The organism is Ruminiclostridium papyrosolvens DSM 2782 (assembly GCF_029318685.1).
Lineage (GTDB): Bacteria > Bacillota > Clostridia > Acetivibrionales > DSM-1351 > Ruminiclostridium > Ruminiclostridium papyrosolvens.
Window position 1 is genome coordinate 988,631 of sequence record NZ_CP119677.1, and the last position, 24,469, is coordinate 1,013,099.

The following is a 24,469-nucleotide window of genomic DNA, read 5'->3' on the forward strand; positions in this document are numbered from 1 at the left end:
TGGTTATAAAATATAAAAACGTCCTGTTAAATGGAAAAAGGATGCTTCTCGGGTATTACCCAAGGCTGCATCCTTTTTCCGGAGGAGAGGACTATAAAATGTCCAATTTTGCAAATCTATTTTTTGCTGTCCGCTGCCTGTTTCCTAGCTGCAGCAACCTCACTTAACTGCTGTTTATCCCATTCTACAACGGTATCAAAACCTTCGCCCTTGACCTTCTCGGTCATTTGTTTTAAAAGAGAATTGAACTCACTGTCACTCTTTGCATATACCATCTTCCAGGAATAGTCACGGATATCCATCTTTACCACGTCCTGAGTTGACTGAATGTCAGAAGGAAGTGTAGGAGCAACATAATCGGTACCCGGAGCAACTGAAATGTGGTTGTTCTTTACAAGCCAGTCTTTGGTACACATAGCGCCGTCCATGGCTTCACTCCAGTTTTTCTGAAGGAGACTTGTATTAGAGGACAGAGTTGAGGACCAAAGTTTATAATAATATGGTTCCTTGGTATTAGGATTAACGGCGTTAGCTGCCAAGCCGTCAAAGCCGAGTCTGCACTCTCCTGTTTGCCAATCGCTGCCGCCAAACTCGCTGGATACTTCAACTGCAAGAGATGGTCTGCATTTCTTGCCAAAATCAGTAAGTACAGCTTTGCCGTTTTCCATTTTCCATGCAAGACCTTCAGGGCCGTTCTTTACAATCATTTGTCCTTCAGGTGAATAGTACCAGTTTAGGAAATCCATAGCACGTTCAGGGTCTTTGCAGGATTTGCCTAATGCAACAACATAAGTGCTGCCGTTTGGAGTAAATCCATTTGACCATATTTTCTCATCAGCAATAGGAACAAGTGCAAAGCCTGCACCCTTTGCTATGTTATCAGCATTGTTAAAATAGTTAGGTCCAAGCCAACTGAACTGTGAGTAAAGAACCTGACCATTTGTATACTTTTTGGTAATATCATCCCAGGTCTGATTGATTGAGTCTGGGTCCAGAAGACCGTCACGGTATGCCTGATTGTAAACCTTCAGAGCTTTTACATAGTAACCGTTGGGGTCAATAATGCTTTGATACTCGGTAGCCATATTATTTGTCAGAAGGAAACCGCCAAAAGGAGCTTCCTCATAACCGTAAAGCTCTGCAATCATTTTACCGAACATCATCATACAGCCGTCCCAATCCTTAAACAGTGAAAAAGCATACTGCTTCTGACCATTTGCGTTGGTGGGGTGCTTTTTTGCCATAGCTTTTAACATGGGATATACATCATCAAAGGTATTAAGCTTAGGAGAGCCGATTTCCTTGTAGTAATCATAGCGTGTATATACTCCAAAAGTAAGGTCGGAATCTTCACAAGGAGTATTAGGTGACTCAGTTGAAACATTATTAGGTATAGCATAATTACCATACTTATCGGAGATACGTTTGATTGCACCCGGATAATTCTTAACAATATTACTTCCGTGCTTTGAAAGCAAATCGTTGTCAGACAGTTTCATTAGAAGCCCGGCTTTAAGTGAATCAGTGAATTTAGTGTCCATTGCACCATATACCACAATATCACCAAGGTCTCCGGAAGCAGAACGGGTCTGAAAAGACTGGTCAGCATTTCCGTCTGTCTGGGCTGAAATAATGTTCAGCTTGAGATTGAATTTGTCTTTTACCACTTTTCCGAACCATCCTATCTGTTCGCCTTGGAAATTTCCGGTGAGAGTGTAAACATCAAGTGTTACAGTATCCTTATAAGGAGTGTTGCCGGAACCGGATGCGGAACTGCTGGAATTGGATGAGGAATTACTGTCGCCGCCCGGTTTAGTGCAGGCCGCCATACTTACGGTAACACCGAGGATAATGGCAGCGGTTAGGGATTTAATAAGCCACTTTTTCATACATAAACCTCCATTAAATTATTGTATTAGTAAAGCAGTGTTTCTTTATGTGCCGTTACACTGCAGTGTAGGGCACTAATAAACTATATAACGGAATTAACCCTTAACGGCACCTATAATTATGCCGCCCACAAAAAACCGCTGGAAAAAGGGGTATACAAATAAAATAGGAAGTATAACCACAACCGAAACAGTCATTCTCACAGACTGTGCTGTTTGAGAGCTTGCAATACTTGATACTGATTGACCAATTCCTGAACCGCTGTTTCTCATAATACTAGCAAGAGAACTTGCCTGATTAAGGTAGCGATACAGGATAAACTGCAAGGTATACAAATGGCTGTCCGTCATCAACAACAGAGTGTCAGTAAAAGAATTCCATTGACCTACCGCGGCAAAAATGGCAACCGTTGCGAGGATAGGAACGCAGAGAGGCCAGACAACTTTAGTAAATATTGTAAAGTATCCTGCCCCATCTATCTGTGCCGCTTCTTGAAGAGCTTGGGGGGTGCTCTCTATATAAGTTTTTACAAGGATGACATTAAAGGGAGCCACAATAGCCGGAAGAATATATGCAAGAAAATTATTACGAAGGCCAAGGTTAAGCATTGTTATAAACCAGGGTATCAGTCCGGCATTAAAATACATTGTAACAATAACAAAACGGTACCAGAATTTGCGACCCCACATTTCTTTTTTTGTAAACAGATATCCTAAAAATGCTGAGGCAAAAACTGTTAGTGTCGTGCCGATTATTGTACGGGCTACAGATATAAATAAAGCATCAGTAAGACCGTTGAGTTTCAAAATTTTTACGTAATTATCAAAATGAATTTTTTGGGGAAGTACTAATACCGCCATCTTTGAGCTGATTTCATTGGCTGTAAGTGTATTTATAATCAAAAAATAAAAAGGATATATGCAAGCGATAGTTAAGACACCAAATACCAAATATGTAATTATATAAAACACAATGTCTCCAAATGTGTAATGTTCTTTCTTTTTTATTATGGATAACATGTTTGTTTTCCTCCTTTATTAACCTGTCAGACAATAGTTTCGCCACGCAGAAGTTTGGATACGCCGTTAACCGAAAACAACAGTGCTATACTGACGATAGACTTGAGCATACTGACGGCAGTTGCAAGAGGGAAATTCATACTGCCAACACCTATGTTGTAAACATAAAGGTCAAGAACCTGAATATGTGCTTTGTTCATTGCATTCTGGAATACATAATACTGGTCAAGGCCGTTATTAAGAAAATTGGCAACTGACAGCATCAACAGAACAAAAAAGGTTGGCAACAGTGAAGGAATAGTTATATGCCAAATCATTCTGAAACGCCCTGCTCCGTCAACTTTGGCAGCTTCGTAAAGTTCCTGATCAATACCTGCTATAGCGGCAAGGTACATAATGGCACTCCAACCGAGAGTTTTCCACAAACTCCATAAAGTCATTGTAAGCCATGTATGGTTATCGTTTGCAAGAAAGTTTATGGGAGATGAAATAATATTCATATTCATCAGTACCTTGTTTACCACACCGTCTCCCGTTGAAAAGAACACATAGGCAACAGAGTAAACAAGTACCCAGCTGATAAAGTTGGGCAGAGTAGTCAACACTTGTACCGTTCGTTTGAACCAGCCTCGTTTAACCTCATTTAGAAATACAGCAAAGGCAAGAGGCAGAACGGAGGTTAACAGGTTTAGCCCGCTAATCGCAAAGGTATTACGAAGAACGTCACCGATTGCATTTCTGTAAGCAGGATTTGTAACTATAGAAGTAATCCATTTTAGCCCCACAAAATCACACTGATACAACTTAAATGGAGGACGGTAATCGAACATTGAGTAAATCCATCCGTATAAAGGTAAGTAGGAAAATGTAAAACAAAGAATCAGAAAAGGTAATGCCATGAAAAACAGTTTGAATCTATCCCGGTGCTTGTTCTTTTTAAACTTGACGTAGGTGATGCCATTCGACGGATTGGACATTAAGCTTCCCTCCAAATATTTTGGGTTTAGTAATTTTTTACAAAAATATTGTATCTTACCCATTAAAATTTGTATATCCTAAAAAAATAGTCAAAAACACTGTAAAATTTATAGGTGAGTATCTGTTTTCAAAAAGTTCTATAATTATTACAGTGATTTTAATGTGATTTTTTACGTTTTAAATATACTCATGAGACTGTATAATTGAAAATATGGAAAAATAAAATAGCCGGATAAACTTTTCAGGAGGTCTTAATACCATGAAATTTCTAAATGGATATTGGTTGAGCAAGGAAGGATATTCACTGCATTACCCGTCCAAGGCATACCGTATTGAGAAATGCGGGGACAGATTACGCATTTTTGCACCATGTAACCAGATTAATCACAGAGGAGATACTTTAGCCGGCCCTGCACTGACTATTGAATTGAGTTCACCGGCGGCTGATATAATTCACGTAAGAGCATATCACTATAAAGGAGTAAAAAAAGACGGACCTTATTTTGAACTTAATTCTGCCGGAAGTTCTCCAACAATCAGTGAAGATAGTGATGCAGTGTGGTTTGAAAGCGGAAATATTAAGGCTCGTATTGATAAAAACAACTTTAGTATTGACTATTATCGGGGCAGTGAACTTCTGACAGGGAGTGGTTGGAGGCATCTTGCATACATTAAAGATGAAAACGGTCATACCTATATGAGGGAACAACTTGATTTGGATGTGGGAGAGTGTGTGTATGGTTTGGGTGAGAGGTTTACACCCTTCGTAAAGAATGGTCAGACAGTTGATATTTGGAATCAGGACGGAGGTACTTGTACCGAGCAGTCCTATAAGAATATCCCATTTTACATGACAAACCGAGGGTATGGAGTTTTTGTAAACGACCCCGGACTTGTGTCATTTGAAGTTTGCAGTGAAGTAGTATCCCGGGTGCAATTTTCTGTTGAAGGTGAAGCCTTGGACTATTTTGTGATTGGAGGTTCAGACTGTAAGGAAGTGATTTCAAATTATACTGCGCTTACAGGACGTCCTTCAATGCCTCCTGCATGGTCCTTCGGACTATGGCTTTCCACTTCCTTTACGACGAACTATGATGAAGAAACCGTCACCGGATTTATTAATGGAATGAGTCAGCGGCGTATTCCCCTATCCGTTTTCCACTTTGATTGCTTTTGGATGAAAGAATTTAACTGGTGCGATTTTATTTGGGACAAGGATGTTTTTCCAGACCCCAAAAAGATGTTGTCCAATTTAAAGGAAAGTGGCCTGCATATCTGTGTCTGGATTAATTCATATGTCTCACAGGAGTCTGTTCTGTTTGATGAAGGAATGGAAAAGGGCTATTTCATACACAAAAAAGATGGCAGCGTCTGGCAATGGGATATGTGGCAGCCGGGAATGGCAATAGTTGATTTTACAAATCCTGAGGCGTGTAAGTGGTTTTCTCAGCAGCTTCTTAACCTTGTGGATATGGGTGTGGATTGTTTTAAAACCGATTTCGGAGAACGTATTCCAACAGAGGATGTTGTATACTACGATGGTTCAGACCCTAAAAAGATGCATAACTTTTATACTTACCTTTATAACAGGACAGTGTTTGATACATTGAAATCAGCGGGAAAAGACGCGGTACTATTTGTACGGTCGGCTACAGCAGGCAGCCAGAAGTTCCCTGTTCACTGGGGAGGAGATTGTACTGCTGACTTTTCCTCTATGGCTGAAAGTTTGAGAGGTGGTCTGTCTTTAGGACTGTGCGGATTCGGTTTCTGGAGTCATGACATCGGAGGCTTCGAGCAAACTGCTACAGCTGATGTTTATAAACGATGGGTGGCCTTTGGTATGCTGTCATCTCATTCACGTCTTCACGGAAGTACCAGCTACCGTGTACCTTGGCTATATGACGAAGAGGCAGTGGAGGTATTACGTTTTTTTGCAAATCTCAAATGCCGACTAATGCCTTATATATACAAAACGGCGGTTCAGGCCTCGCAAAAGGGGTTGCCATCGTTACGTGCAATGTTTGTTGAGTTTCAGGAAGATTCTGCTTGTGCAACCCTTGACCGTCAATATATGCTGGGTGACTCCCTGCTGGTAGCGCCTGTATTTACGGCTTCCGGCCTGGTAGACTATTATTTGTCTAAAGGTGAGTGGTATAACCTTCTGACGGGTGAAATTGTTGCAGGAGGAAGTTATCGCAAGGAAAAGCACGATTACATGAGTCTGCCCTTGTATGTACGTCCGGGCAGCCTTCTGGCAATGGGCTGCAGCGAAGATGAAACTGTCTATGAATATGCACAGGATGTTCGATTGCTGTTGACACCTCTTTGCGACGGTGCTTGTACAAATACTTCTGTATACGAAAAGGATGGAAAAGAAGCACTTAATGTTACTGCGACCCGTAAAGGAAGTGAAATCACTGTGCTAGCAGAGGGAGACGGAAAACCTTGGAGCTTAAAACTGTGCGGTATTAAAGCAGACAGATGTACCGGAGGTACTATTGTAAGGGAGCAGGATGGTGATATATTTGTACCAAAAGCCTTTGGTGGCAGATACACCCTTGAAATTATGGAGTAACTGTATTAACTAAATTATAATATTTTGGAGTGAATATTATGCAAATTAATCCTATAGATAAAAAAATAGAAGAACTACTGTCCATGATGACTTTAGAGGAAAAGGCGGGCATGTGTCACGGCAATGGGTTATTCCGCACAGGTGGAGTAGAAAGACTGGGAATTCATCCCATTGTATTTTCCGACGGGCCTTTGGGCATACGCAATGAGTTTGCAGATAATCGGTGGGAAACGGTAGGCGGCAATACAGATTTTGTTACATATCTGCCTGCCTGCACTGCCCTTGCCGCAACCTTCAACAGAACCCTTGCAGAGAGGGTGGGAGAAGTACTGGGCTGCGAAGCAAGAGGCCGTGGTAAGGACGTTATCCTTGCTCCGGGCGTAAATATTATACGTACACCTTTATGCGGCAGAAATTATGAGTATTTCAGTGAAGACCCCATGCTCACAGCAGAACTTGCATCAGCATTAATAAAAGGTGTACAGCGCTTTGATGTGGCAGCCTGCGTGAAGCATTTTGCCGCAAATAATCAGGAGACAGAACGTCTTACTGTCAGTGCCCAAGTGGATGAACGGACACTTAGGGAGCTGTATTATCCTGCATTTGAAGCAACTGTAAAGGCTGGAGTTCTTACAGTTATGACTGCGTATAACAGGCTAAATGGTACATTTTGCAGTCACAGCTCTGAGCTGATTACGGAAATTCTTCGTGAGGAATGGGGCTTTGAAGGTGTTGTGGTTTCGGATTGGGGAGCAGTACACGATACAGTGGTACCTGCAGAAGCCGGACTCGATATCGAAATGAGCGTAACTTCTGATTTTGATGACTACTTTTTTGCAAAACCCCTTATAAATGCTGTTCAAAACGGGAAAATCTCTGAAAGTATTCTTGATGATAAGGTACGACGAATACTTAAATTGATGTTCAGACTGAATATGTTCTCCAAAGACCGAAAGCGAGGCGGCTTCAATCTGCCTCAACACCAACAGACAGTACTTGAAGCAGCTAAGGAGAGTTTTGTTTTATTAAAAAATGACAATAGTGTACTCCCTCTTAATGCAGACAAAATTAGAACTGTTGCCGTTATCGGCAATAATGCAGACAAAAAACATTCCACAGGGGGAGATAGTGCGGCAGTCAAGGCACTATTTGAGGTTACGCCTTTATCCGGCATAGTTATGAGATTGGCAGGAGGAGCAAAGGTATCATATTATCCGGGGTGCCTGGATGAAACATATTCTAAGCATGAATTTCACATACCTTCTAATGCTGATGAAAAAACCCGTACTGAGATAGAAGAAAAGGCAAGAGCTGCTCAAGAGGAATATAAAAATGTTAAAATACGTCTTGAGAATGAGGCAATTCAGGCGGCACAAACTGCCGATGCAGTTATTTTCGTTGGAGGTACAGGTCACGAGCAGGAATCGGAGGGCCGAGACAGGGCGGATATGACTTTGCCTTACCAACAGGATAAACTTCTGGAAAGTATTTTAGCAGTAAACCCCAACACAGTGGTAGTCATATTAAGTGGTTCTCAGGTTGATATGAGCTCATGGATAAACAATGCACCTGCGGTTTTGCAGGGATTTTTTTCAGGCATGCACACTGGAACTGCGTTAGCAGAAGTTTTATTCGGTGATGAAAACCCAAGCGGACATCTCCCATTCACAATTCCGGCGAAAGAGGAGGATACAGGAGTTAAGGCACTGGGCGAATACCCAGGAGGGGAGAAGGTCTTTTATAAAGATGGCCTTTTTGTAGGATACCGTTATCACGATGCATATAAGGTACCACCGCTTTTTCCCTTTGGACACGGCTTGTCCTATACGGATTTTTCGTTGGGGAAGGGTGTAGTCAGACAGATTTCCGGCTCCTGTAAGGAGTATGAAATAAACGCAGATGTAACCAATACAGGGGATAGGAAAGGTGCGCAGTCAGTACAGCTATATGTGGAGCCACCAAGAAAAGCAGACTCCCCTATACGTACTTTAAAAGGTTTTGAAAAGGTATGTCTTAATCCCGGCGAAACCAAAACCATTACATTTAAACTTGATGAAAGAACTTTCTCGGAATTCCGCACTAATACAGGGTGGGTCTTTGTTCCGGGCGAATATACCATACACATTGGTACTTCATCCCGTGAGCTTCCCATAGCTATGACTCTTACACTTTGATATTTGTACAAATAGGTTTGTATGTGGTTTACAATATTGTTATAATAAGCCTATAATACAAGAAATATCAGTGTCGGCGAGGGTGGAATAAATATCGTGTTCATCAAGCGTTTGAAAGAAGGTTGGAACAATATTCGGATACGCAAAAAAATGATCGGTATCTACATAATCTCCGTGCTGCTGCCGGTATTTTTCGTGAGCCTTTATTTAACCTACAGCATGTCAAATCTGGTTTACTCACGTATGGTTACCGAGGCTAAAACTGATACCCTTAGAGTGCGGGACCGTGTCAACGAGCTGTTATATCTTATGACTAACATTTCTGACAAAATTTATTTTGATAAACAGCTCAAAAAACTTATTTCAACTAAATACGATAGTTTTTTGGAGTCTATTGATGCTTGGAATAGTTACCCTGCACTTAAGGAGTATACAAAGTACTACAGCCAAATAGAAGCTATTACCTTGTATGTAGATAATAGCACCATATGTGAAAATGGCTTTTTTATTAAAACCACAGAAGATATTAGAAAAGAAGCATGGTATAAGGCGGCGGTTCGAAGCGGTGGGAATATGATATGGCAGTGTTTTTATAATAGTGATAACAATTCCTATTACCTTGCCTTGGTTCGTCGTATTCCAATTGACAATAATGGGAATTACGCCGTTATGGTAATGAGAGTAAGCTACAGCTATCTCACCTCTGTTATTCAGAACGAAAGAACAACCATGCTTATGACTGTGGATAATGACCGCATTGTACTGGCAGATAATCGCAAAAAGCTGGGTACAAAAATGGATATAAAGGGTTTAACTGCTGTATCCGGTGACAGAGAGCAAATTCTAAAGGATGTAACCTATGAAAACCGAAAGGTATTTATTGTCTGTGACTCCTTTCTTCCTCAGAAAACCCGCAGTACAATAAAGATTATTAATATAACACCTACCAGTGACATTACAAGTCAAGTTTTCTCTACATATATAACAGGGATTGCAATTGCACTCATCAGTCTTGTAGTACCTGTATTGCTTATGGTGCTATTTACCGGAAGCTTTTCAGAGCGTATTTTATTTATCAGAACTCAGATTCACAGGGCGGCCTCCGGGGATTTGGATATTCCGCAGGATATCAGCGGCAGTGATGAGATTGCCGACCTTTATACAGATTTGATTAAGATGATTGGCGATATGAAAAAGCTTTTACAGGAAAACTATGAGCACAAGCTCCAGCAGCAAAAGCTTCTGACAAAGCAAAATGAGGCACAGTTCAAGATGCTGGCCAGTCAGATTAATCCTCATTTTCTGTTTAATACTCTTGAAAGTATACGAATGAAGGCTTATGTCTGCGGTCAACGTGAAATTGCCACTGTTATAAAGCTTTTAGGGAAGTCTATGCGTAGTTTGCTGGAACTTGACGACAATGCTCAGCCATTGAAGAGTGAGCTGGATTTTGTTCGTAATTATTTGGAAATTCAGAAGTTCCGTTTTGCTGACAGGGTGGATTATACAATTGATGTTCAGGATGGTATTGATGAGAAAATTCTCAAGGTACTTCCTTTGTTGATACAGCCAATTGTTGAAAATGCCTTTGTGCACGGCTTGGAGCAAAAAGAGGGAAGTGGAAAAATAGACATTATCGTAAAAAGGCAGCAGGAAAATATACTGGTGACTGTAAAGGATAATGGGCTTGGAATGGAAACCCGTAAGCTGGAGGAGGTTCAACGCAAGATTAAGGAAGCAGGAGGGAATACAGGCAAAAGTATTGGACTATCAAATGTCAATCAGCGTATAAAGCTATATTACGGTGAAGCCTATGGAATCAGGGTGGACAGCAGTCCCGGAACAGGAACAACGGTATGGATTTCTTTTCCGGAACAGCCTGTAAAAAAACAAAATATCTTAGGAAAGGAATGGTAAGCCAAATGCTCAAGGTTTTAATCATTGATGACGAGCCGGCAGTAAGGGCTGGACTAAAGGCTATTATTGATTGGGACAGCCTTGGTTATGAGATAGCCGGAGAAGCAGCAGATGGGCATGAGGGTCTTCGTATGCTGCTTGGGCTTAACCCGGACCTATGTATTACCGATATCAGGATGCCGGGGTTGTATGGAACTGAGATGCTTGAAAAGGCAAGAGAAGGAGGCTTTGACGGCAAGGTTATAATCCTGACAGGTTATTCCGATTTTGAATATGCCCGCAGTGCCATTAGATCCGGTGTATCCTCCTTTCAGCTAAAACCTATAGAGGAAGACGATTTGCAGGAGGCAATTGTAAAGGTACGCAAAACGATTATGGCTGAAAAGGAAAAGCTTAAAAGTATTCAATCCAGTATGAATCTTATATATGAAAAGCAGCTTACAGACCTTATTTGCGGGAAGGTGACGACTGAAGCAGTAAATCTCAATGAGCTTAAACTAAATGATAATATTTACCGTGTTGCTGTTATAAAAGCTGGGCAGTCTGATGCAGATATCCCGACGCTTTTTGACTATGAAAAAGAGATGCGATGTATCTGTATGGACGATTTGTGGGTGGTTTTGCTGCAAGGAGGAGGTATTACACGCTTCTTTGTACATATGAGGGATATATTCCATAAGACGCCTGATTTGTTTGTTTCTTTGGGAAGACTGTGCAGCAAGGCTGAAGAACTTCACCTTTCCTATGCAGATGCCAAAAAGATACAACAGCACAGTTTCTATTATCAGCAATCGGGAAATCTCGTATTATGGGATGACGTATGTGAAGATTTTTCAAACGGAGTAAACCTTGATTCTATTGACATAAAAGAATATATTGAGGCTTTTTACGATTATATTGAAATAGGGCAGGAGGAGTTGCTGCAAAATAAAATGAGGAGCTTCGAGTCGGAATACCATAGACTCAATCTCCATCCCGACCGATTTGCAGGAGTTCTATCAAATATCTTTATACGAGTTCGGGATATGCTGTCTCAAAACTACCAGAATCTCATAATTCCCGATGACGGAAGAATAATTCATGATATATACAGAAAACAGAGTTTGCATGAAATTACAGATTACATATTAAGTGAATTTTTATGTTTTATGAAGCAGATAGGGAATAATTCACGGGACAATATAGTAAAGAGACTTTGTATGTATATTGAAGCCAATTATGCCAAGGACTTGAAGCTGGAATCCCTTGCTAAGATTTTTTGTTATAACAGCTCCTATCTGGGAAGAATTTTCAGAAGCGGAACAGGTGAGAGCTTCAATTCCTATCTTGACCATGTCCGAATTCGCAAAGCTAAAGAAATGCTTGCGGAAGGAAAATACAAGGTTTATGAAATTTCTTATATGGTAGGGTACAAAAATATAGACTATTTTTACAGGAAGTTTAAATACTATGTGGGACGAAAACCCAGAGACTATTGGGGCGAAATGCCGGACTTGACTACATGTATCAAAAAGGAGAGTTAAGGAATGAACAAATACATGCCTATTGGAAACAAGTTTCCCCACATCCTCCACGGCGGAGATTATAATCCTGAACAGTGGTTGGAGACTCCAAATATAATAAATGAAGATTTTCGTCTTATGAAGCTAGCCCATTGTAATACAATGACAGTTGGCATTTTTTCATGGGTGGCACTGGAGCCGGAAGAGGGCAAGTATAGGCTTGATTGGCTGGACGATATTATGGATAGGCTTGCCCAAAATGGAATGAAGGCAGTCCTTGCTACTCCAAGCGGTGCAAAACCGCCCTGGATGTCACAAAAATACCCTGAGATACTGCGTACTCAAGCAGACAGGCTAAAGGATTTACACGGCGGGCGTCATAACCACTGTTTTACTTCCCCGATTTACCGCAAAAAGGTGAGCCGTATAAATCGTATGTTAGCAGAACGTTATGGAAACCATCCGGCGCTGATTTTGTGGCATATCTCAAATGAGTTCAGTGGTGAATGTCATTGTCCCCTGTGTCAGAATGAGTTTCGTAAATTTCTTCAGAATAAGTATGACAATGACCTTGAAAGGCTCAACCATGAGTGGTGGACGGGCTTCTGGTCACACAGGTATACTGATTGGTCTCAAATCGAATCCCCTTCTCCACGAGGGGAGCATGAGACTCATGGACTTATTCTGGATTGGAAAAGATTTGTTTCACACCAGACAATTGACTTTTTTAAAAATGAAATAAAACCCTTACGGGAATTAACACCGGAGGTTCCTGTTACTACAAATCTTATGGGAACTTTTCCCGGCATAGAATACAGGGAACTGGCAAAAGAACTGGATGTGGTTTCCTGGGACAATTACCCAACCTGGCATACCACGGAACAGACTGATTGGAAAATTGGTTTACGAACCTCTTTTGTCCATGACCTTAACAGGTCTCTAAAGCAGGGTAAACCATTTATGATGATGGAAAGTACCCCCAGTACCGTTAACTGGCAAAAGACAAACAAGCTAAAGCGCCCCGGTATGCATATGCTGTCGTCCTTGCAGGCAGTGGCTCATGGAAGTGATACTGTTCAGTACTTCCAGTGGCGAAAGTCACGGGGAAGCTTTGAAAAATTCCATGGTGCGGTGGTAGACCATTCAGGCCATGAGAATACCCGTGTTTTCAGAGATGTTGCACAGTTGGGGCAGGCACTTGAAAAACTTGACGAAGTTGTGGGAACTACAGCTCATTCACAGGTTGCTATAATATTTGACTGGGAAAACCGATGGGCTTTAGAAGAAGCACAGGCTCTTGCCCGTGAAAGGCTGCAATATGAGGAAACCTGTATCTCACATTATGCTGCCTTCTGGAAACAAGGAGTAACAGTAGATATTATAGGTGCCAGAGAGGATTTATCACAGTACAAGCTTGTTATTGCGCCTATGCTTTATATGACACATCCCGGTGTGGGAGAGCGCATCGAGGCTTTTGTCAGAGAGGGTGGAACCTTTGTTACCACCTATTGGAGCGGAATTGTAAATGAGAATGATTTATGTCATCTGGGGGGATTCCCGGGGCCCCTGCTAGGAGTTACGGGTATTTGGAGCGAGGAAATAGATACTTTGCACGCTGATGAAAACAATAGTCTTTTAATGAGTGAAAATTTTTTAGGTCTTTCTGGCTCTTATAGAGTGATGGACTTCTGTGAGTTGATTCGCCCTGAGGCTGCACAGGTTCTGGCTGTGTATGGTGACGATTTTTATCAAGGACGTCCGGCTCTAACGGTTAACCGTTTTGGCAAAGGAGATGCCTACTATATGGCAGCCCGGACAGGAGAAGAGTTTCTTGATGATTTTTACATGGCTCTTATGGAGAAATTGTCACTTACACGTACAATTGAAACCAAGCTGCCAATAGGAGTAACTGCCCAACAGCGCACCGATGGACAATATCGCTATATATTTATAATGAATTTTAATTCAAAGAAGGAGCAAATCTCTCTTAACGGGATTTACACTGATATGTTTACTCAAGTAGACAAGCAAGGAGTTTTGGAACTTGACCCCTTTGACGTAAAAGTTCTGAAAGCTAAAGCAAAATAAAAAGGCGCTGTGGTAATTAAGATATTCTATTTTAGCATGTACTCAGAGTATGAATTGTATCAATGGAAGCTTAGTTAAAGATATTTGCAGATGTTTATCGGCGAAGATGGATATTTTACCGGAAAACCTATACGATATAGGTTTTAGCGACACAATGAATCACGGACGATGAATGTGAGCGACGGTAAAATATCCTAAGATGAGCCGCTGGAAACTCTTGCAAATATCTTGGAAGCAATCATTGATACAATTTTATACGGGAGTACCAGTGTTAAAACAAAAAGCTTTATGTTTTTTAACAGCGCCTTCTTTATATTTGATATTAAGCGGAATACTACTTTATATTCGGTAAGTTTTGCAAACTTTTTTCAGCAGATTCCGGTGAAAACTCTATATCATCAATAAGCCCGTTAAAATAGTTTTCATATGCCGTAAAATCAAAGTATCCGTGTCCGCTGAGACAGAAGAGAATAACCTTTTCCTCGCCGGATTCCTTTGCCAGAATAGCTTCATCCATTGCAGCCCTTATGGCATGTGCCGATTCGGGAGCAGGAACTATTCCTTCTGCCCTTGCAAAGGCTACTGCCGCATCAAAGACTGATTTCTGACCGTAGGCTTTTGCTTCAATGATTCCATCATGGTATAACTGGCTGACAATGGCGGAATCACCGTGATATCTCAATCCACCGGCATGTATACCGGATGGAATAAAGTCATGCCCTAAAGTATACATTTTTGTTATTGGAGCTGCTTTTGCTGTATCGCCGTAATCAAATGCAAATACACCTTTTGTCAAAGTGGGACATGCTGAAGGTTCAACAGCTACAGCCCTGAGGTTGTTCCCTTTTAGCTTATCCTGCAAAAATGGGAAAGTCAGACCGGCAAAATTGCTTCCGCCTCCGCAGCATGCAAATATTACATCAGGATATTCATCCAGATACTCCATTTGTTTTTTTGCTTCGATTCCGATTATGGTCTGATGCAGGCATACGTGGTTTAAAACACTTCCAAGGGCATAGTTGGTATCAGCATGTGTCGCAGCATCTTCAACTGCTTCACTTATTGCTATTCCAAGACTGCCTGAACACTTCGGGTCTCTTTCCAAAATACTTCTTCCGCTGTTGGTAAGTGTGCTGGGGCTTGCTACAACATTTGCACCGAAGGTTTTCATAAATGAACGTCTGTATGGTTTTTGCTGATAGCTGACATTAACCATGTAAACCGAACATTCTAATCCAAATTGGCTTGTTGCAAGGCTCAAGGCACTACCCCATTGTCCTGCACCTGTTTCCGTTGCAAGTCTTTTTATACCCGCCAGTTTGTTGTAATATACCTGTGGTATTGCGGTATTAAGCTTGTGGCTTCCTGTGGCATTTGTTCCTTCATATTTATAATAAATTCTGGCAGGAGTATCCAACAGTTTTTCAAGAGCCTTTGCCCTGTATAGAGGACTTGGCCTGAACTGGCAGTACCTTTGACGAACTTCGTCAGGGATATCTATATATCGTTCGGAAGACATTTCCTGCCTGATTACCTCATCCGGGAAAATAGCCTTCATATCATCGGGCTTAATAACATCAAGTGTTGCTGGATTGTGATAGGGTGCAGGCTTATTTGGCATGTCTGCAACTATGTTGTACCATTGTTTGGGAATATCGCTTTCAGACAGAATTACCTTACTGATCTCATCTCTTCTCATCTTAACCTCCATATCCTTTATAATCAAAGGACTTCTTAACTAGTCTATATAATATTTTACTTGAATTAAATTATAAGTCAATAAAATAATTTGAACACACATGGATTAAACCTCTGTTTAAAAGAATATAAATTTAATATACTTAAAAGCAGGACAAGGGGGCTTATAAATGTTCAGATATTTTTTTACTTACATAGACAATATACCAAGAAGAAATCACAACTCCATGTTCTCTGTACAGCATCTTCTTGCTATTGGTATGGTGATTTGTATGTGGTGTATTCTTACTATACTGTTCAAGGACAAGAGTGACGAAAAAAAGTGGAGGATGCTTATACTGACCAGCTTGCTGCTGCCCCTGACAGAAGGCGCACAAATGTTATGGTACAACGCTGTAGGACAGTTTTCCTGGGGCTATACACTTCCACTTCACTTGTGCAGCCTTATGTGTATTGTACTCCCTGTAATGACTATTACCAGAAGCAAACTACTGATGGAGTATTCGTATGCTATGGGACTGGCGCCTGCTTTTATGACACTCCTGACACCTGATGTTTACTATTATCCGTCCATTTCATTTATATATATACAAAGTATGCTGGTTCACGGAATTATTTGCTTTATACCCATATTCATGGTTTTTGGTATGGGGTTTAAGCCGGATATACGGAGCCTTCCGAAGACAGTTGCTATGTTGATAGCTTTTGCCCTGTTAGTTACTCCCGTAAATATAGCTACTAACGGGAATTACTTTTTTTTAAGGTTTCCGGCACCCGGCTCACCTATGGAGTTTTTTGCAAAGCAGGTAGGAAGCCCCTGGTATCTCATTCCTACGTTTCTTCTGGGGTGCTTCCTTTGGGTTATATTATATATGCCCTTTGTTTTATTAAAAAGACACAAAAGGTATTCACAGAACTCTGCTGACAGAGAAAAAATCCGGATTTTATTTTAACCTGTCAAGAGGCTTTAGGGCAGGGCCTTCAATTACTGTTCCGTCATAGCTGTATCTGGAAGCGTGACAGGGACAATCCCAGCTTTTTTCCGCTGAGTTCCAATGTACTTCACAGCCCAGATGTTTGCAGGTTGTATCTATTATATAAACGTTACCGTCATTGTCCATATAGGCTCCGGCTTTTTTGCCTTGGTACTTTACTGCCTTGCCTTCTCCCGGTTGAATTGTAAACTCTTCCGGTGGTGATGCCAGCTTTCCTGAAACAAGGTTGTCAACAACATCAGCATTTTCTTTTATAAAATTCTTTGCAGAACTTGCCGGAGTAAATCTTGAGGGAGTAAAAATATTTTCGGCTTCACTTTTTCCGTCGGCAATTATATCACGTATTATCATAGCTGATACATGACTGGTAGTCATACCCCATTTCTGGAAGCCTGTGGCTACAAATATATTCATTTTATTACTGGTGATGTGTCCTATAAAAGGTATTTCATTCATTACGGTATAATCCTGAGCTGACCAGCGATAAGGAACATCTGTAGCCTGAAAACTGTCTTTTGCAAAATTTATAAGATTTGTATAGTTTTCTTTCTCATTTACATCTTGCCCTGTTTTGTGGTGTTCTCCACCCAAAATAAGCAGCTGATTTCCGTCTTCTCCGGGTTGGGTTCTGATAGACCTTGTAGGTTCTTCATAGGAGATATACATTCCATACGGAACATTGACAGGTGATTTTACTGCAAGTGAATAGGAGCGTTCTGCATACATTCTGGCAGAATAGAAGCCCCACCCGTCGTAAAAGGGAAAGTGACTGGCAATTATTACTTTGGCTGATTTTATACTGAAGCCGCTTCGGGTAGAAGTTGTACATTCACGGTCTTCATGGATGTCGAGAGCTACCGTGTTCTCAAAAATGTGCCCGCCATTTTTTACAAATGTATCTGCCAGGGACAGAAGATATTTACGGGGATGAAACTGAGCCTGATTATCAAAGCATACTGCACCCTGAACAGCAAAGGGCAGAGGAAGAGAAGCTTCAAATCTTGCAGGAAGACCAATGGATTTTGCTGCATTTACCTCTTCCTCAATAACGTTTATATATTGTTCTTCCTTTGTATACACAAAGTTTGGCTGACGGCTGAAATCACATTGTATACTGTTTTCTTTTATTATGTCTTCAATCATTGAGATGGCTTTTTCGTTAATTTCTCCGTACTTGCCGGCACCTTCTTCTCCCAACTGCTTTATCAGTTTTGCATATTTTACGTCATGGAGAGAAGTAATTTTCGCTGTGGTGTGTCCCGAAGTGGAATAAGCGATTCTGTTGGCATCTATTATAACAACATCCAAGCCTTCCTTCTGAAGCAGATACGCTGTTGCTATTCCGGTTATTCCGCCTCCCACAACAAGAATGTCTGCTTTGATATTTTCATTCAATTCGGGATAGTCAGTTTTGGGCGTTGACCCAATCCAATATGATTCTACCGGCCTTGAAAATGCTTTTTCTATTAAATTCTGTGGCATATGCTTTCTCCTTGATTCAACTGGTTTTCGTTTAATAATATTGTTAGAATATCCAGATTTTTTAAAGAAATTCACCTGTTAAGGTTATATTCTGTTTAATTTAACCTTGACAAGTCAATATTTTCATAAGACTTGATTTTTTATAGAAAGGGGAATTTATGGCATATTCAGACCTCCATGAATTTATCGGTAAACTGGAAGAGAAAGCACTTATTAAAAGAATAAAGTCAGAAACCGATGCGGAGCTTGAAATTACGGAAATAGCAGATAGAGTGGTAAAAAGTGGCGGGCCTGCTCTTCTTTTCGAAAGGGTAAAAAACTCAAAATTTCCGTTGCTTATTAATACTTTTGGCAGTTATGAAAGGTTGAATCTTGCATTGGGTGTTAAAAATATTGAGGAGGCTGCCGTGAAAATAGGAGATTTTATTGATGCGGCAAATTATGCGGGGTTTATTAAAACCGTAAAAGCAGTTCCGTCTTTAATCCAGTTAACATCTGTTTTCCCATTAAAACTTCCAACTAAAGGAAAGTGCCAGCAGATAATTGATTACAGTCCTGATTTGGGAAAGCTCCCAATACTTAAATGCTGGCCCGGGGATGGAGGCAGGTTTATTACATTGCCTGTGGTTATAACTAAAGACCCTGAGACAGGCATTCAAAATATGGGTATGTACCGTATGCAGGTATATGATGCACAAACTACGGGGATGCACTGGCACCTCCACAAGGACGGAAGAAGCATTTACGACAAGTGTCGCAATACAGGAGGGATAATGCCCGTCTCTGTGGCTATAGGCTGTGACCCGGTGGTTATTTATTCTGCAACTGCTCCTCTTCCGCAATATATAGATGAAATATTATTCGCAGGGTTTCTAAGAAAAAAGCCCGTAGCCTTGGTTAAATCTATAACAAATGATATTTACGTTCCGGCTAATGCTGATTTTATTCTGGAAGGGTATGTGGACACAAAGGAGGACCTTCGTATGGAAGGCCCTTTTGGAGATCATACCGGGTATTATTCTCTTGCTGATATGTATCCGGTTTTTCATCTGACCTGTATGACTTACAGAGAGGATGCTGTTTATCCTGCCACTGTTGTGGGCAAACCGCCCATGGAGGACTGTTATCTGGGTAAGGCAACTGAAAAACTCTTTCTTCCTTTATTAAGAATTCAGTTCCCTGAGATTATTGATATGAATTTTCCTTTGGAGGGTGTATTTCACAATTGTGTTATTGTTTCGATAAAAAAGAGGTTTCCGGGACATGCTAAAAAAGTAATGAACTCCATATGGGGTTCGGGGCAGATGATGTACACAAAAATGATTGTAGTTGTGGATGAATCTGTAAATCCTCATGATTTATCAACAGTTGCATGGAAGGTTTTTAACAATATTGACGGCAGGCGGGATATAGTACTGTCTGACGGCCCACTTGACGCACTGGACCATGCCTCTGACCAAAGACATTATGGATGCAGGCTAGGTATTGACGCTACCGTAAAACTTCCCGAAGAAGGCTATAGCCGTACATGGCCTGATGAAATAACCATGTCAGAGGACATAAAGACATTGGTTACAAGGAGATGGAAGGAATACGGTTTTTAAATAAAAGGAGGAAATATGCTCGCTTCAAAAGTAATAAGAAAAATATCTGACTATGGAACTCTTGTAATGTTTTCACACTCCATATTTTCTTTATCCTTTGCCGTTATTTCAATGCTGCTGGCTTCAAATGGGTTTCCAAGTCTGTGGAAGGTACTGTGGATACTGCTTGCATTTATGGGTGCAAGAACAGGTGCCAATGCCATTAACAGGGCTATAGATGGGGAAATTGATAAACTTAACCCCAGAACTTCTGTAAGACAGATTCCACAGGGACAGGTCAGCAAGGCTGAAGCCTATGGGCTGGCGGCGGTTTGTTTTGCACTAATGTTTGTTTCGGCGACCATGTTGAACATGCTCTGCCTTATTCTGGCACCTGCTGCTCTTTTATTTATGACAGGCTACTCCTATACAAAAAGGTTTACATGGCTCTGTCATATAGTTTTGGGAATTACGACAGCGGCAGCTCCTGTAGGAGCATGGATTGCCGTAACCGGAAGTTTATCCTTAACTCCGTTGATAATGGGTGCTGCAAACACTTTCTGGGTAGCCGGCTTTGATATAATCTACGGTATCCAGGACTATGAGTTTGATAGAGCTAACAAACTACGCTCAATTCCTGTAAAATTCGGTATACGCAAGGCACTTCATATATCAAGCGCCTTCCATCTTATATCCTGTATCTTCCTGCTTCTGTTGGGGATAATCAGCAAAGAGCTGGGATTAATATATTACTCGGGGCTATTGATAATAACAGTACTTTTTGCTATAGAACATTCACTTGTGGTAAATGTCAGAAAACCAGATGATACCGGAGCTGAGGTGTACTCCTTTACATCCTATTCCCTGAACCAGATAATAAGCGTTGTATTTTTAACGGCCTCCTTAGTGGAAATACTAATATAAAAATACTCATTTGAGTACATTTTAATAGCATCTTACGTAAAAGAATGGACTTACCATAAATGTTAATGTAAACTAATTTTACTAACCCTTTTTAGAAAAGTTTGTAAGATTGTTTACAAATTAAGGGCTGGAAAATAATAAAAGGAGATAAGAGTGATGAAAAAAGTTGTTTCGTACATGCTGTCATTTGTTTTGATTTTGAGCCTTTTTCTCAACGTCGCACCTTGTGTAGATGCTGCTCAAACGGAACTCAAAGCGTTGCCGGAGGTGGGACAGGTTGTATCCGGCTTTAAGGTTCGGGAAGTTGGGAACATGGAAATCATCGACAGCAAAACTGTTTTATTTGAGCATGAAAAAACAGGTGCAAAGCTTATTTTTATTCAGAATAAAGATACTAACAGGGCTTTTGATATTTCATTCAAAACACCTGCCTTCAATGATACGGGAGTAAATCATGTATTGGAGCATATAACCGTGTCCGGCTCACAGAAGTATCCTATGAAAAACGTTCTGTTTACAATTTTAAATCAGACATATTCGACTTTTATAAATGCATTTACCGCTCAAAACTTTACTACATATCCTGTCTCATCATTGAGTGAGGATCAGCTTTTAAAGTTAACTGAGGTTTATATGGATTGTGTATATCATCCGTCAGTATATAACGACAAGAATATTTTCAAAAGGGAAGCCTGGAGATATGAAATGGCAGACAGCAAGGCGGACCTGAATATAAGCGGTACGGTATATAATGAAATGAAGGGTGCTTTGGGGAATATAACCACAGCCGCCGCATACAACAGTCTAAAAACACTTTTTCCAAACAGTACCCAATCCACTGTATCAGGAGGAGACCCTGATAAGGTAAAGGATTTGGCATATGAGGATGTAATTAAGACCCACAACACTTATTACCATCCTTCCAACTCACTTATGGTTCTGTACGGAAATGTGGATTATGAAAGATTCCTTAAAATGATTGACGACAGTTATCTTTCCAAGTATGACAAGAAGGATATTAAGATTGAAAAGTTAAAGCTTCAGCCGCTTGAAAAAACAGTAGAAAAAACTTTTAAATACCCGGTGGCTGCAGGTACTGATACTAAAAATGCATCTCAGATTGATTATTGTTTTCCTCTTGCAAATATGTCCGATGATGATTTACTGGGAGTAGCTGTGTTAGCTGAGCTGATTGGAAGCGACTCATCGCAGCTAAAACAGGAATTCAGGGATAAAAAACTTGGGGGAGATATTGTAGTTAGCTACAATTCCGGATTATCAATACCGGTTTTAAGTTTTTCGGCGCAAAATACTGATGAAAGCAAAAAGACGGATATTAAAGCCCTTGTTGATAAATATCTGAATATTATTGTTAAGACCGGCTTTAAGTCAGAAGATGTTGATGCAGTACTTGCAGGAGAATTAAGGGGAGTATCAAATATAACCGAAACTCCCAATCTTGGCGTGAATTTATCTACACAGGTGGGCAGCTTCTGGGCAAATTTCGACAGCATTGATTTTTACAATAATATGCTCAAGAACATAAAGTCCTTTTCTGCTAAGTCCGAAAAAAGGTATTTTGAAGGTCTTATCGAAAAATTTCTTTTAAATAATAAAAACACTGCCCTGGTTACTACTGTTCCGGAAGCAGGACTTTCAGAGAAGCAGGCGGCAGAACAGAAAAAGTATTTGTCTGACAAACAGGCATCAATGAGCCAACAGCAGATAGATGCAATTGTCAATGAAACAAAGACCTACAACGAGTGGAACAGCAGAGAAGATAATAAAGACGTAGTTAAAAGTCTTCAGGCTGTAAAGATTTCCGATTTACCTGAGGAAGTTAAAAACTATAATATTAAAGAAACTAAATCAGACGGAGTAAAATTGATATCTGCAGAGGCAAATGTTGGGGAGATGGAGTCCACCAGTCTTTATTTCGACACTTCATCTGTTCCTGCTGATAAGCTGCATTATTTAAAGCTATATACTGAGTTATTAGGAAACCTCGATACCAAAAACAGCAAGAAGGCTGAGCTGAGTAATCTAAAGACAAGATATATTAACGGAGCAGCATTTAATTTATCTATCTTGCCTGATAAAAACTATATAAAATACTCTCCTGTTTTAACTGTTTCCTGGTCAGGTATTATAGGGGATTATGATAAGCAGCTTGAGGTAGTAAAAGACATTGTTTTAAATACACAGGTTGATAATAGTACTGATATCTTGAATATAGTAAAATCCAGAATATCGGAAATGAAAACCCAATACACAAGCAACCCTTTAAGTATACAGGCAATGAGAAGCAGATCATATTTCAACGAAGGGTATAACTATCTTGACTATATTTCTGCTATCGACTATTACAATTTCCTTACAAATCTGGAAAAGGAAATTTCAAAAAATCCTAATGGGGTTTTGAAAGAGCTGGATAATGTTAAAGCCTTGGTTACAAACAAAAAGAATTTGATAGTGACTTTTGCAGGTAATAAGAACAGTATCAGCAAATTTGAAACTGCAATAAAGAAGTTTACCGCAGTAATGCCATCAAAGGATATTGCAAAACAGGATTATTCAAAACTACCTAAGCCTGCAAAAAAAGAGGGTATATCTGTAGACGGCTCTGTACAATATAATATGATTTATGCACCGTATGATAAAATGGGAACTGTATTCAACGGAAAATATATTCCAATAGGTTCAGTAATAAACGAAAACTATATTACTCCAAAGATAAGATTTGGTTACGGTGCGTACGATAACATAGTTGACTTCGGTAATGAAGGCTTTATGCTTGCATCATACCGTGACCCTAATATTAAAGAGACCTTTGAGGTATACAACGGCTTGCCGGAATTCATAAAGAATATTAATCTTACACAGGAACAACTGGATAGCTACATTCTGAAGTCATTCAGCAATTATACTGTGTCTTCCGGAGAATTATCAGGTGCCAATACTGCAATTGGTTACTATCTGATGGGAATTAAGTCAGAAGATATATTACAGATATTGAAAGAAATTAAGTCAGTTACCGTCAAGGATGTCAAGGATTCGGCTTCCATGATTGAAAACATGCTTAAAAACGGAACATATTCAACCGCAGGAAGCAAGGAAAAACTTAGTCAAAACAAAGAGCTTTATGATAGTATAATTGCTTTGGAGCAGGGACAGGATACCAAAACAGGTACTATTACAAGAGGACAATTCTTTGAACTGGTTCTTGCAGGTACTCCAAATCCTATTGAAATGGCTAAGCAACAAGGCTTGATAACCGCGGATAAAAAGGGAAACTACTTTGAAAACAGAAAACTGACAAGAGAAGAGCTTGCGGTGTTTGTATTCAAAATAGCTACTTGGAGCGGCGTAAAGATTCCGGATGCAAAGTCTGAAATAGCAGATATCAATTCTGCTGCAGTATGGTCAAGAAAAGCAGTTAATGCTTTGGTTGGCTTTGAGGTTATAAAGCTGGATGACAAGGGTAATTTTAATCCTAAAGGTGAAGTAACGGCTGACTTTGTTACTACAGTTTTTAATAACCTTAATCAGAAGCTGGCAGGAAAATAGTATATTTATACGCAGCAGCACGAACCCCCCGGTAACTACAGCGGCAATGGCTGTAGTTACCGGGGGGTTTTTATTAT

Annotated in this window: 14 protein-coding genes; 9 read left to right on the plus strand and 5 right to left on the minus strand. The window is 40.3% G+C overall.

Features of this window, described 5'->3' with window-relative positions:
• Positions 1–116: 116 nt before the first annotated feature.
• The 3 genes from P0092_RS04470 to P0092_RS04480 form a co-directional block, all read right to left on the minus strand.
• Positions 117–1,889, minus strand: a complete 1,773-nt coding sequence (locus P0092_RS04470) for an extracellular solute-binding protein (RefSeq protein ID WP_004621235.1) — start codon at positions 1,887–1,889, stop codon at positions 117–119.
• A 96-nt stretch (positions 1,890–1,985) separates the two neighbouring features.
• The gene (locus P0092_RS04475; RefSeq protein WP_004621236.1) at positions 1,986–2,909 is read right to left on the minus strand and encodes a carbohydrate ABC transporter permease; all 924 of its coding nucleotides are present in this window, start codon (positions 2,907–2,909) and stop codon (positions 1,986–1,988) included.
• 26 nt (positions 2,910–2,935) lie between these two features.
• Positions 2,936–3,886, minus strand: a complete 951-nt coding sequence (locus P0092_RS04480) for an ABC transporter permease (protein WP_004621237.1) — start codon at positions 3,884–3,886, stop codon at positions 2,936–2,938.
• A gap of 260 nt (positions 3,887–4,146) precedes the next feature.
• Here P0092_RS04480 and yicI point away from each other — a divergent pair, with 260 nt between their 5' ends.
• The 5 genes from yicI (at position 4,147) to P0092_RS04505 (ending at position 14,143) form a co-directional block, all read left to right on the plus strand.
• A complete protein-coding gene (gene yicI / locus P0092_RS04485) occupies positions 4,147–6,462 on the plus strand; it encodes an alpha-xylosidase (protein WP_004621238.1) in 2,316 nt (771 codons plus the stop codon).
• A gap of 38 nt (positions 6,463–6,500) precedes the next feature.
• Positions 6,501–8,636, plus strand: a complete 2,136-nt coding sequence (locus tag P0092_RS04490; protein WP_004621239.1) for a glycoside hydrolase family 3 C-terminal domain-containing protein — start codon at positions 6,501–6,503, stop codon at positions 8,634–8,636.
• A 96-nt stretch (positions 8,637–8,732) separates the two neighbouring features.
• Positions 8,733–10,553, plus strand: a complete 1,821-nt coding sequence (locus tag P0092_RS04495; protein ID WP_004621240.1) for a cache domain-containing sensor histidine kinase — start codon at positions 8,733–8,735, stop codon at positions 10,551–10,553.
• A complete protein-coding gene (locus tag P0092_RS04500; RefSeq protein WP_276187085.1) occupies positions 10,493–12,076 on the plus strand; it encodes a response regulator transcription factor in 1,584 nt (527 codons plus the stop codon). Before P0092_RS04495 ends, P0092_RS04500 begins: the two co-directional genes overlap by 61 nt.
• 3 nt (positions 12,077–12,079) lie before the next feature.
• Positions 12,080–14,143, plus strand: a complete 2,064-nt coding sequence (locus P0092_RS04505; protein WP_004621242.1) for a beta-galactosidase — start codon at positions 12,080–12,082, stop codon at positions 14,141–14,143.
• A gap of 334 nt (positions 14,144–14,477) precedes the next feature.
• Here the strand turns inward: P0092_RS04505 and P0092_RS04510 are convergent, their stop codons facing one another.
• Entirely contained in the window at positions 14,478–15,842 is a 1,365-nt protein-coding gene (locus tag P0092_RS04510; RefSeq protein WP_004621243.1) for a TrpB-like pyridoxal phosphate-dependent enzyme, read from the minus strand.
• A 169-nt stretch (positions 15,843–16,011) separates the two neighbouring features.
• Here P0092_RS04510 and P0092_RS04515 point away from each other — a divergent pair, with 169 nt between their 5' ends.
• The gene (locus tag P0092_RS04515; protein ID WP_004621244.1) at positions 16,012–16,794 is read left to right on the plus strand and encodes a YwaF family protein; all 783 of its coding nucleotides are present in this window, start codon (positions 16,012–16,014) and stop codon (positions 16,792–16,794) included.
• Here the strand turns inward: P0092_RS04515 and P0092_RS04520 are convergent.
• Positions 16,786–18,318, minus strand: a complete 1,533-nt coding sequence (locus P0092_RS04520) for an FAD-dependent oxidoreductase (protein WP_004621245.1) — start codon at positions 18,316–18,318, stop codon at positions 16,786–16,788. The two genes, P0092_RS04515 and P0092_RS04520, sit on opposite strands and share 9 nt — an antisense overlap.
• A 158-nt stretch (positions 18,319–18,476) precedes the next feature.
• On the opposite strand from P0092_RS04520, the gene P0092_RS04525 reads away from it, so the two are divergent.
• The 3 genes from P0092_RS04525 (at position 18,477) to P0092_RS04535 (ending at position 24,392) form a co-directional block, all read left to right on the plus strand.
• Entirely contained in the window at positions 18,477–19,922 is a 1,446-nt protein-coding gene (locus P0092_RS04525) for a menaquinone biosynthesis decarboxylase (protein ID WP_004621246.1), read from the plus strand.
• 15 nt (positions 19,923–19,937) lie between these two features.
• Entirely contained in the window at positions 19,938–20,825 is an 888-nt protein-coding gene (locus tag P0092_RS04530) for a 4-hydroxybenzoate octaprenyltransferase (protein WP_004621247.1), read from the plus strand.
• A 156-nt stretch (positions 20,826–20,981) separates the two neighbouring features.
• Positions 20,982–24,392 (plus strand): insulinase family protein, encoded by a 3,411-nt coding sequence (locus P0092_RS04535; protein ID WP_004621248.1) that lies wholly within the window; start codon positions 20,982–20,984, stop codon positions 24,390–24,392.
• The last annotated feature ends 77 nt before the right edge of the window (positions 24,393–24,469 follow it).

What these genes read in the sequence shown, in the direction of transcription:
- P0092_RS04520 (WP_004621245.1), bottom strand. Translation starts at nt 18,318, where the DNA reads ATGCCACAGAATTTAATAGAAAAAGCATTTTCAAGGCCGGTAGAATCA.
- P0092_RS04530 (WP_004621247.1), top strand. Translation starts at nt 19,938, where the DNA reads ATGCTCGCTTCAAAAGTAATAAGAAAAATATCTGACTATGGAACTCTT.
- P0092_RS04535 (WP_004621248.1), top strand. Translation starts at nt 20,982, where the DNA reads ATGAAAAAAGTTGTTTCGTACATGCTGTCATTTGTTTTGATTTTGAGC.
- P0092_RS04500 (WP_276187085.1), top strand. Translation starts at nt 10,493, where the DNA reads ATGGATTTCTTTTCCGGAACAGCCTGTAAAAAAACAAAATATCTTAGG.
- P0092_RS04510 (WP_004621243.1), bottom strand. Translation starts at nt 15,842, where the DNA reads ATGAGAAGAGATGAGATCAGTAAGGTAATTCTGTCTGAAAGCGATATT.
- P0092_RS04515 (WP_004621244.1), top strand. Translation starts at nt 16,012, where the DNA reads ATGTTCAGATATTTTTTTACTTACATAGACAATATACCAAGAAGAAAT.
- yicI (WP_004621238.1), top strand. Translation starts at nt 4,147, where the DNA reads ATGAAATTTCTAAATGGATATTGGTTGAGCAAGGAAGGATATTCACTG.
- P0092_RS04505 (WP_004621242.1), top strand. Translation starts at nt 12,080, where the DNA reads ATGAACAAATACATGCCTATTGGAAACAAGTTTCCCCACATCCTCCAC.
- P0092_RS04470 (WP_004621235.1), bottom strand. Translation starts at nt 1,889, where the DNA reads ATGAAAAAGTGGCTTATTAAATCCCTAACCGCTGCCATTATCCTCGGT.
- P0092_RS04475 (WP_004621236.1), bottom strand. Translation starts at nt 2,909, where the DNA reads ATGTTATCCATAATAAAAAAGAAAGAACATTACACATTTGGAGACATT.
- P0092_RS04480 (WP_004621237.1), bottom strand. Translation starts at nt 3,886, where the DNA reads ATGTCCAATCCGTCGAATGGCATCACCTACGTCAAGTTTAAAAAGAAC.
- P0092_RS04490 (WP_004621239.1), top strand. Translation starts at nt 6,501, where the DNA reads ATGCAAATTAATCCTATAGATAAAAAAATAGAAGAACTACTGTCCATG.
- P0092_RS04525 (WP_004621246.1), top strand. Translation starts at nt 18,477, where the DNA reads ATGGCATATTCAGACCTCCATGAATTTATCGGTAAACTGGAAGAGAAA.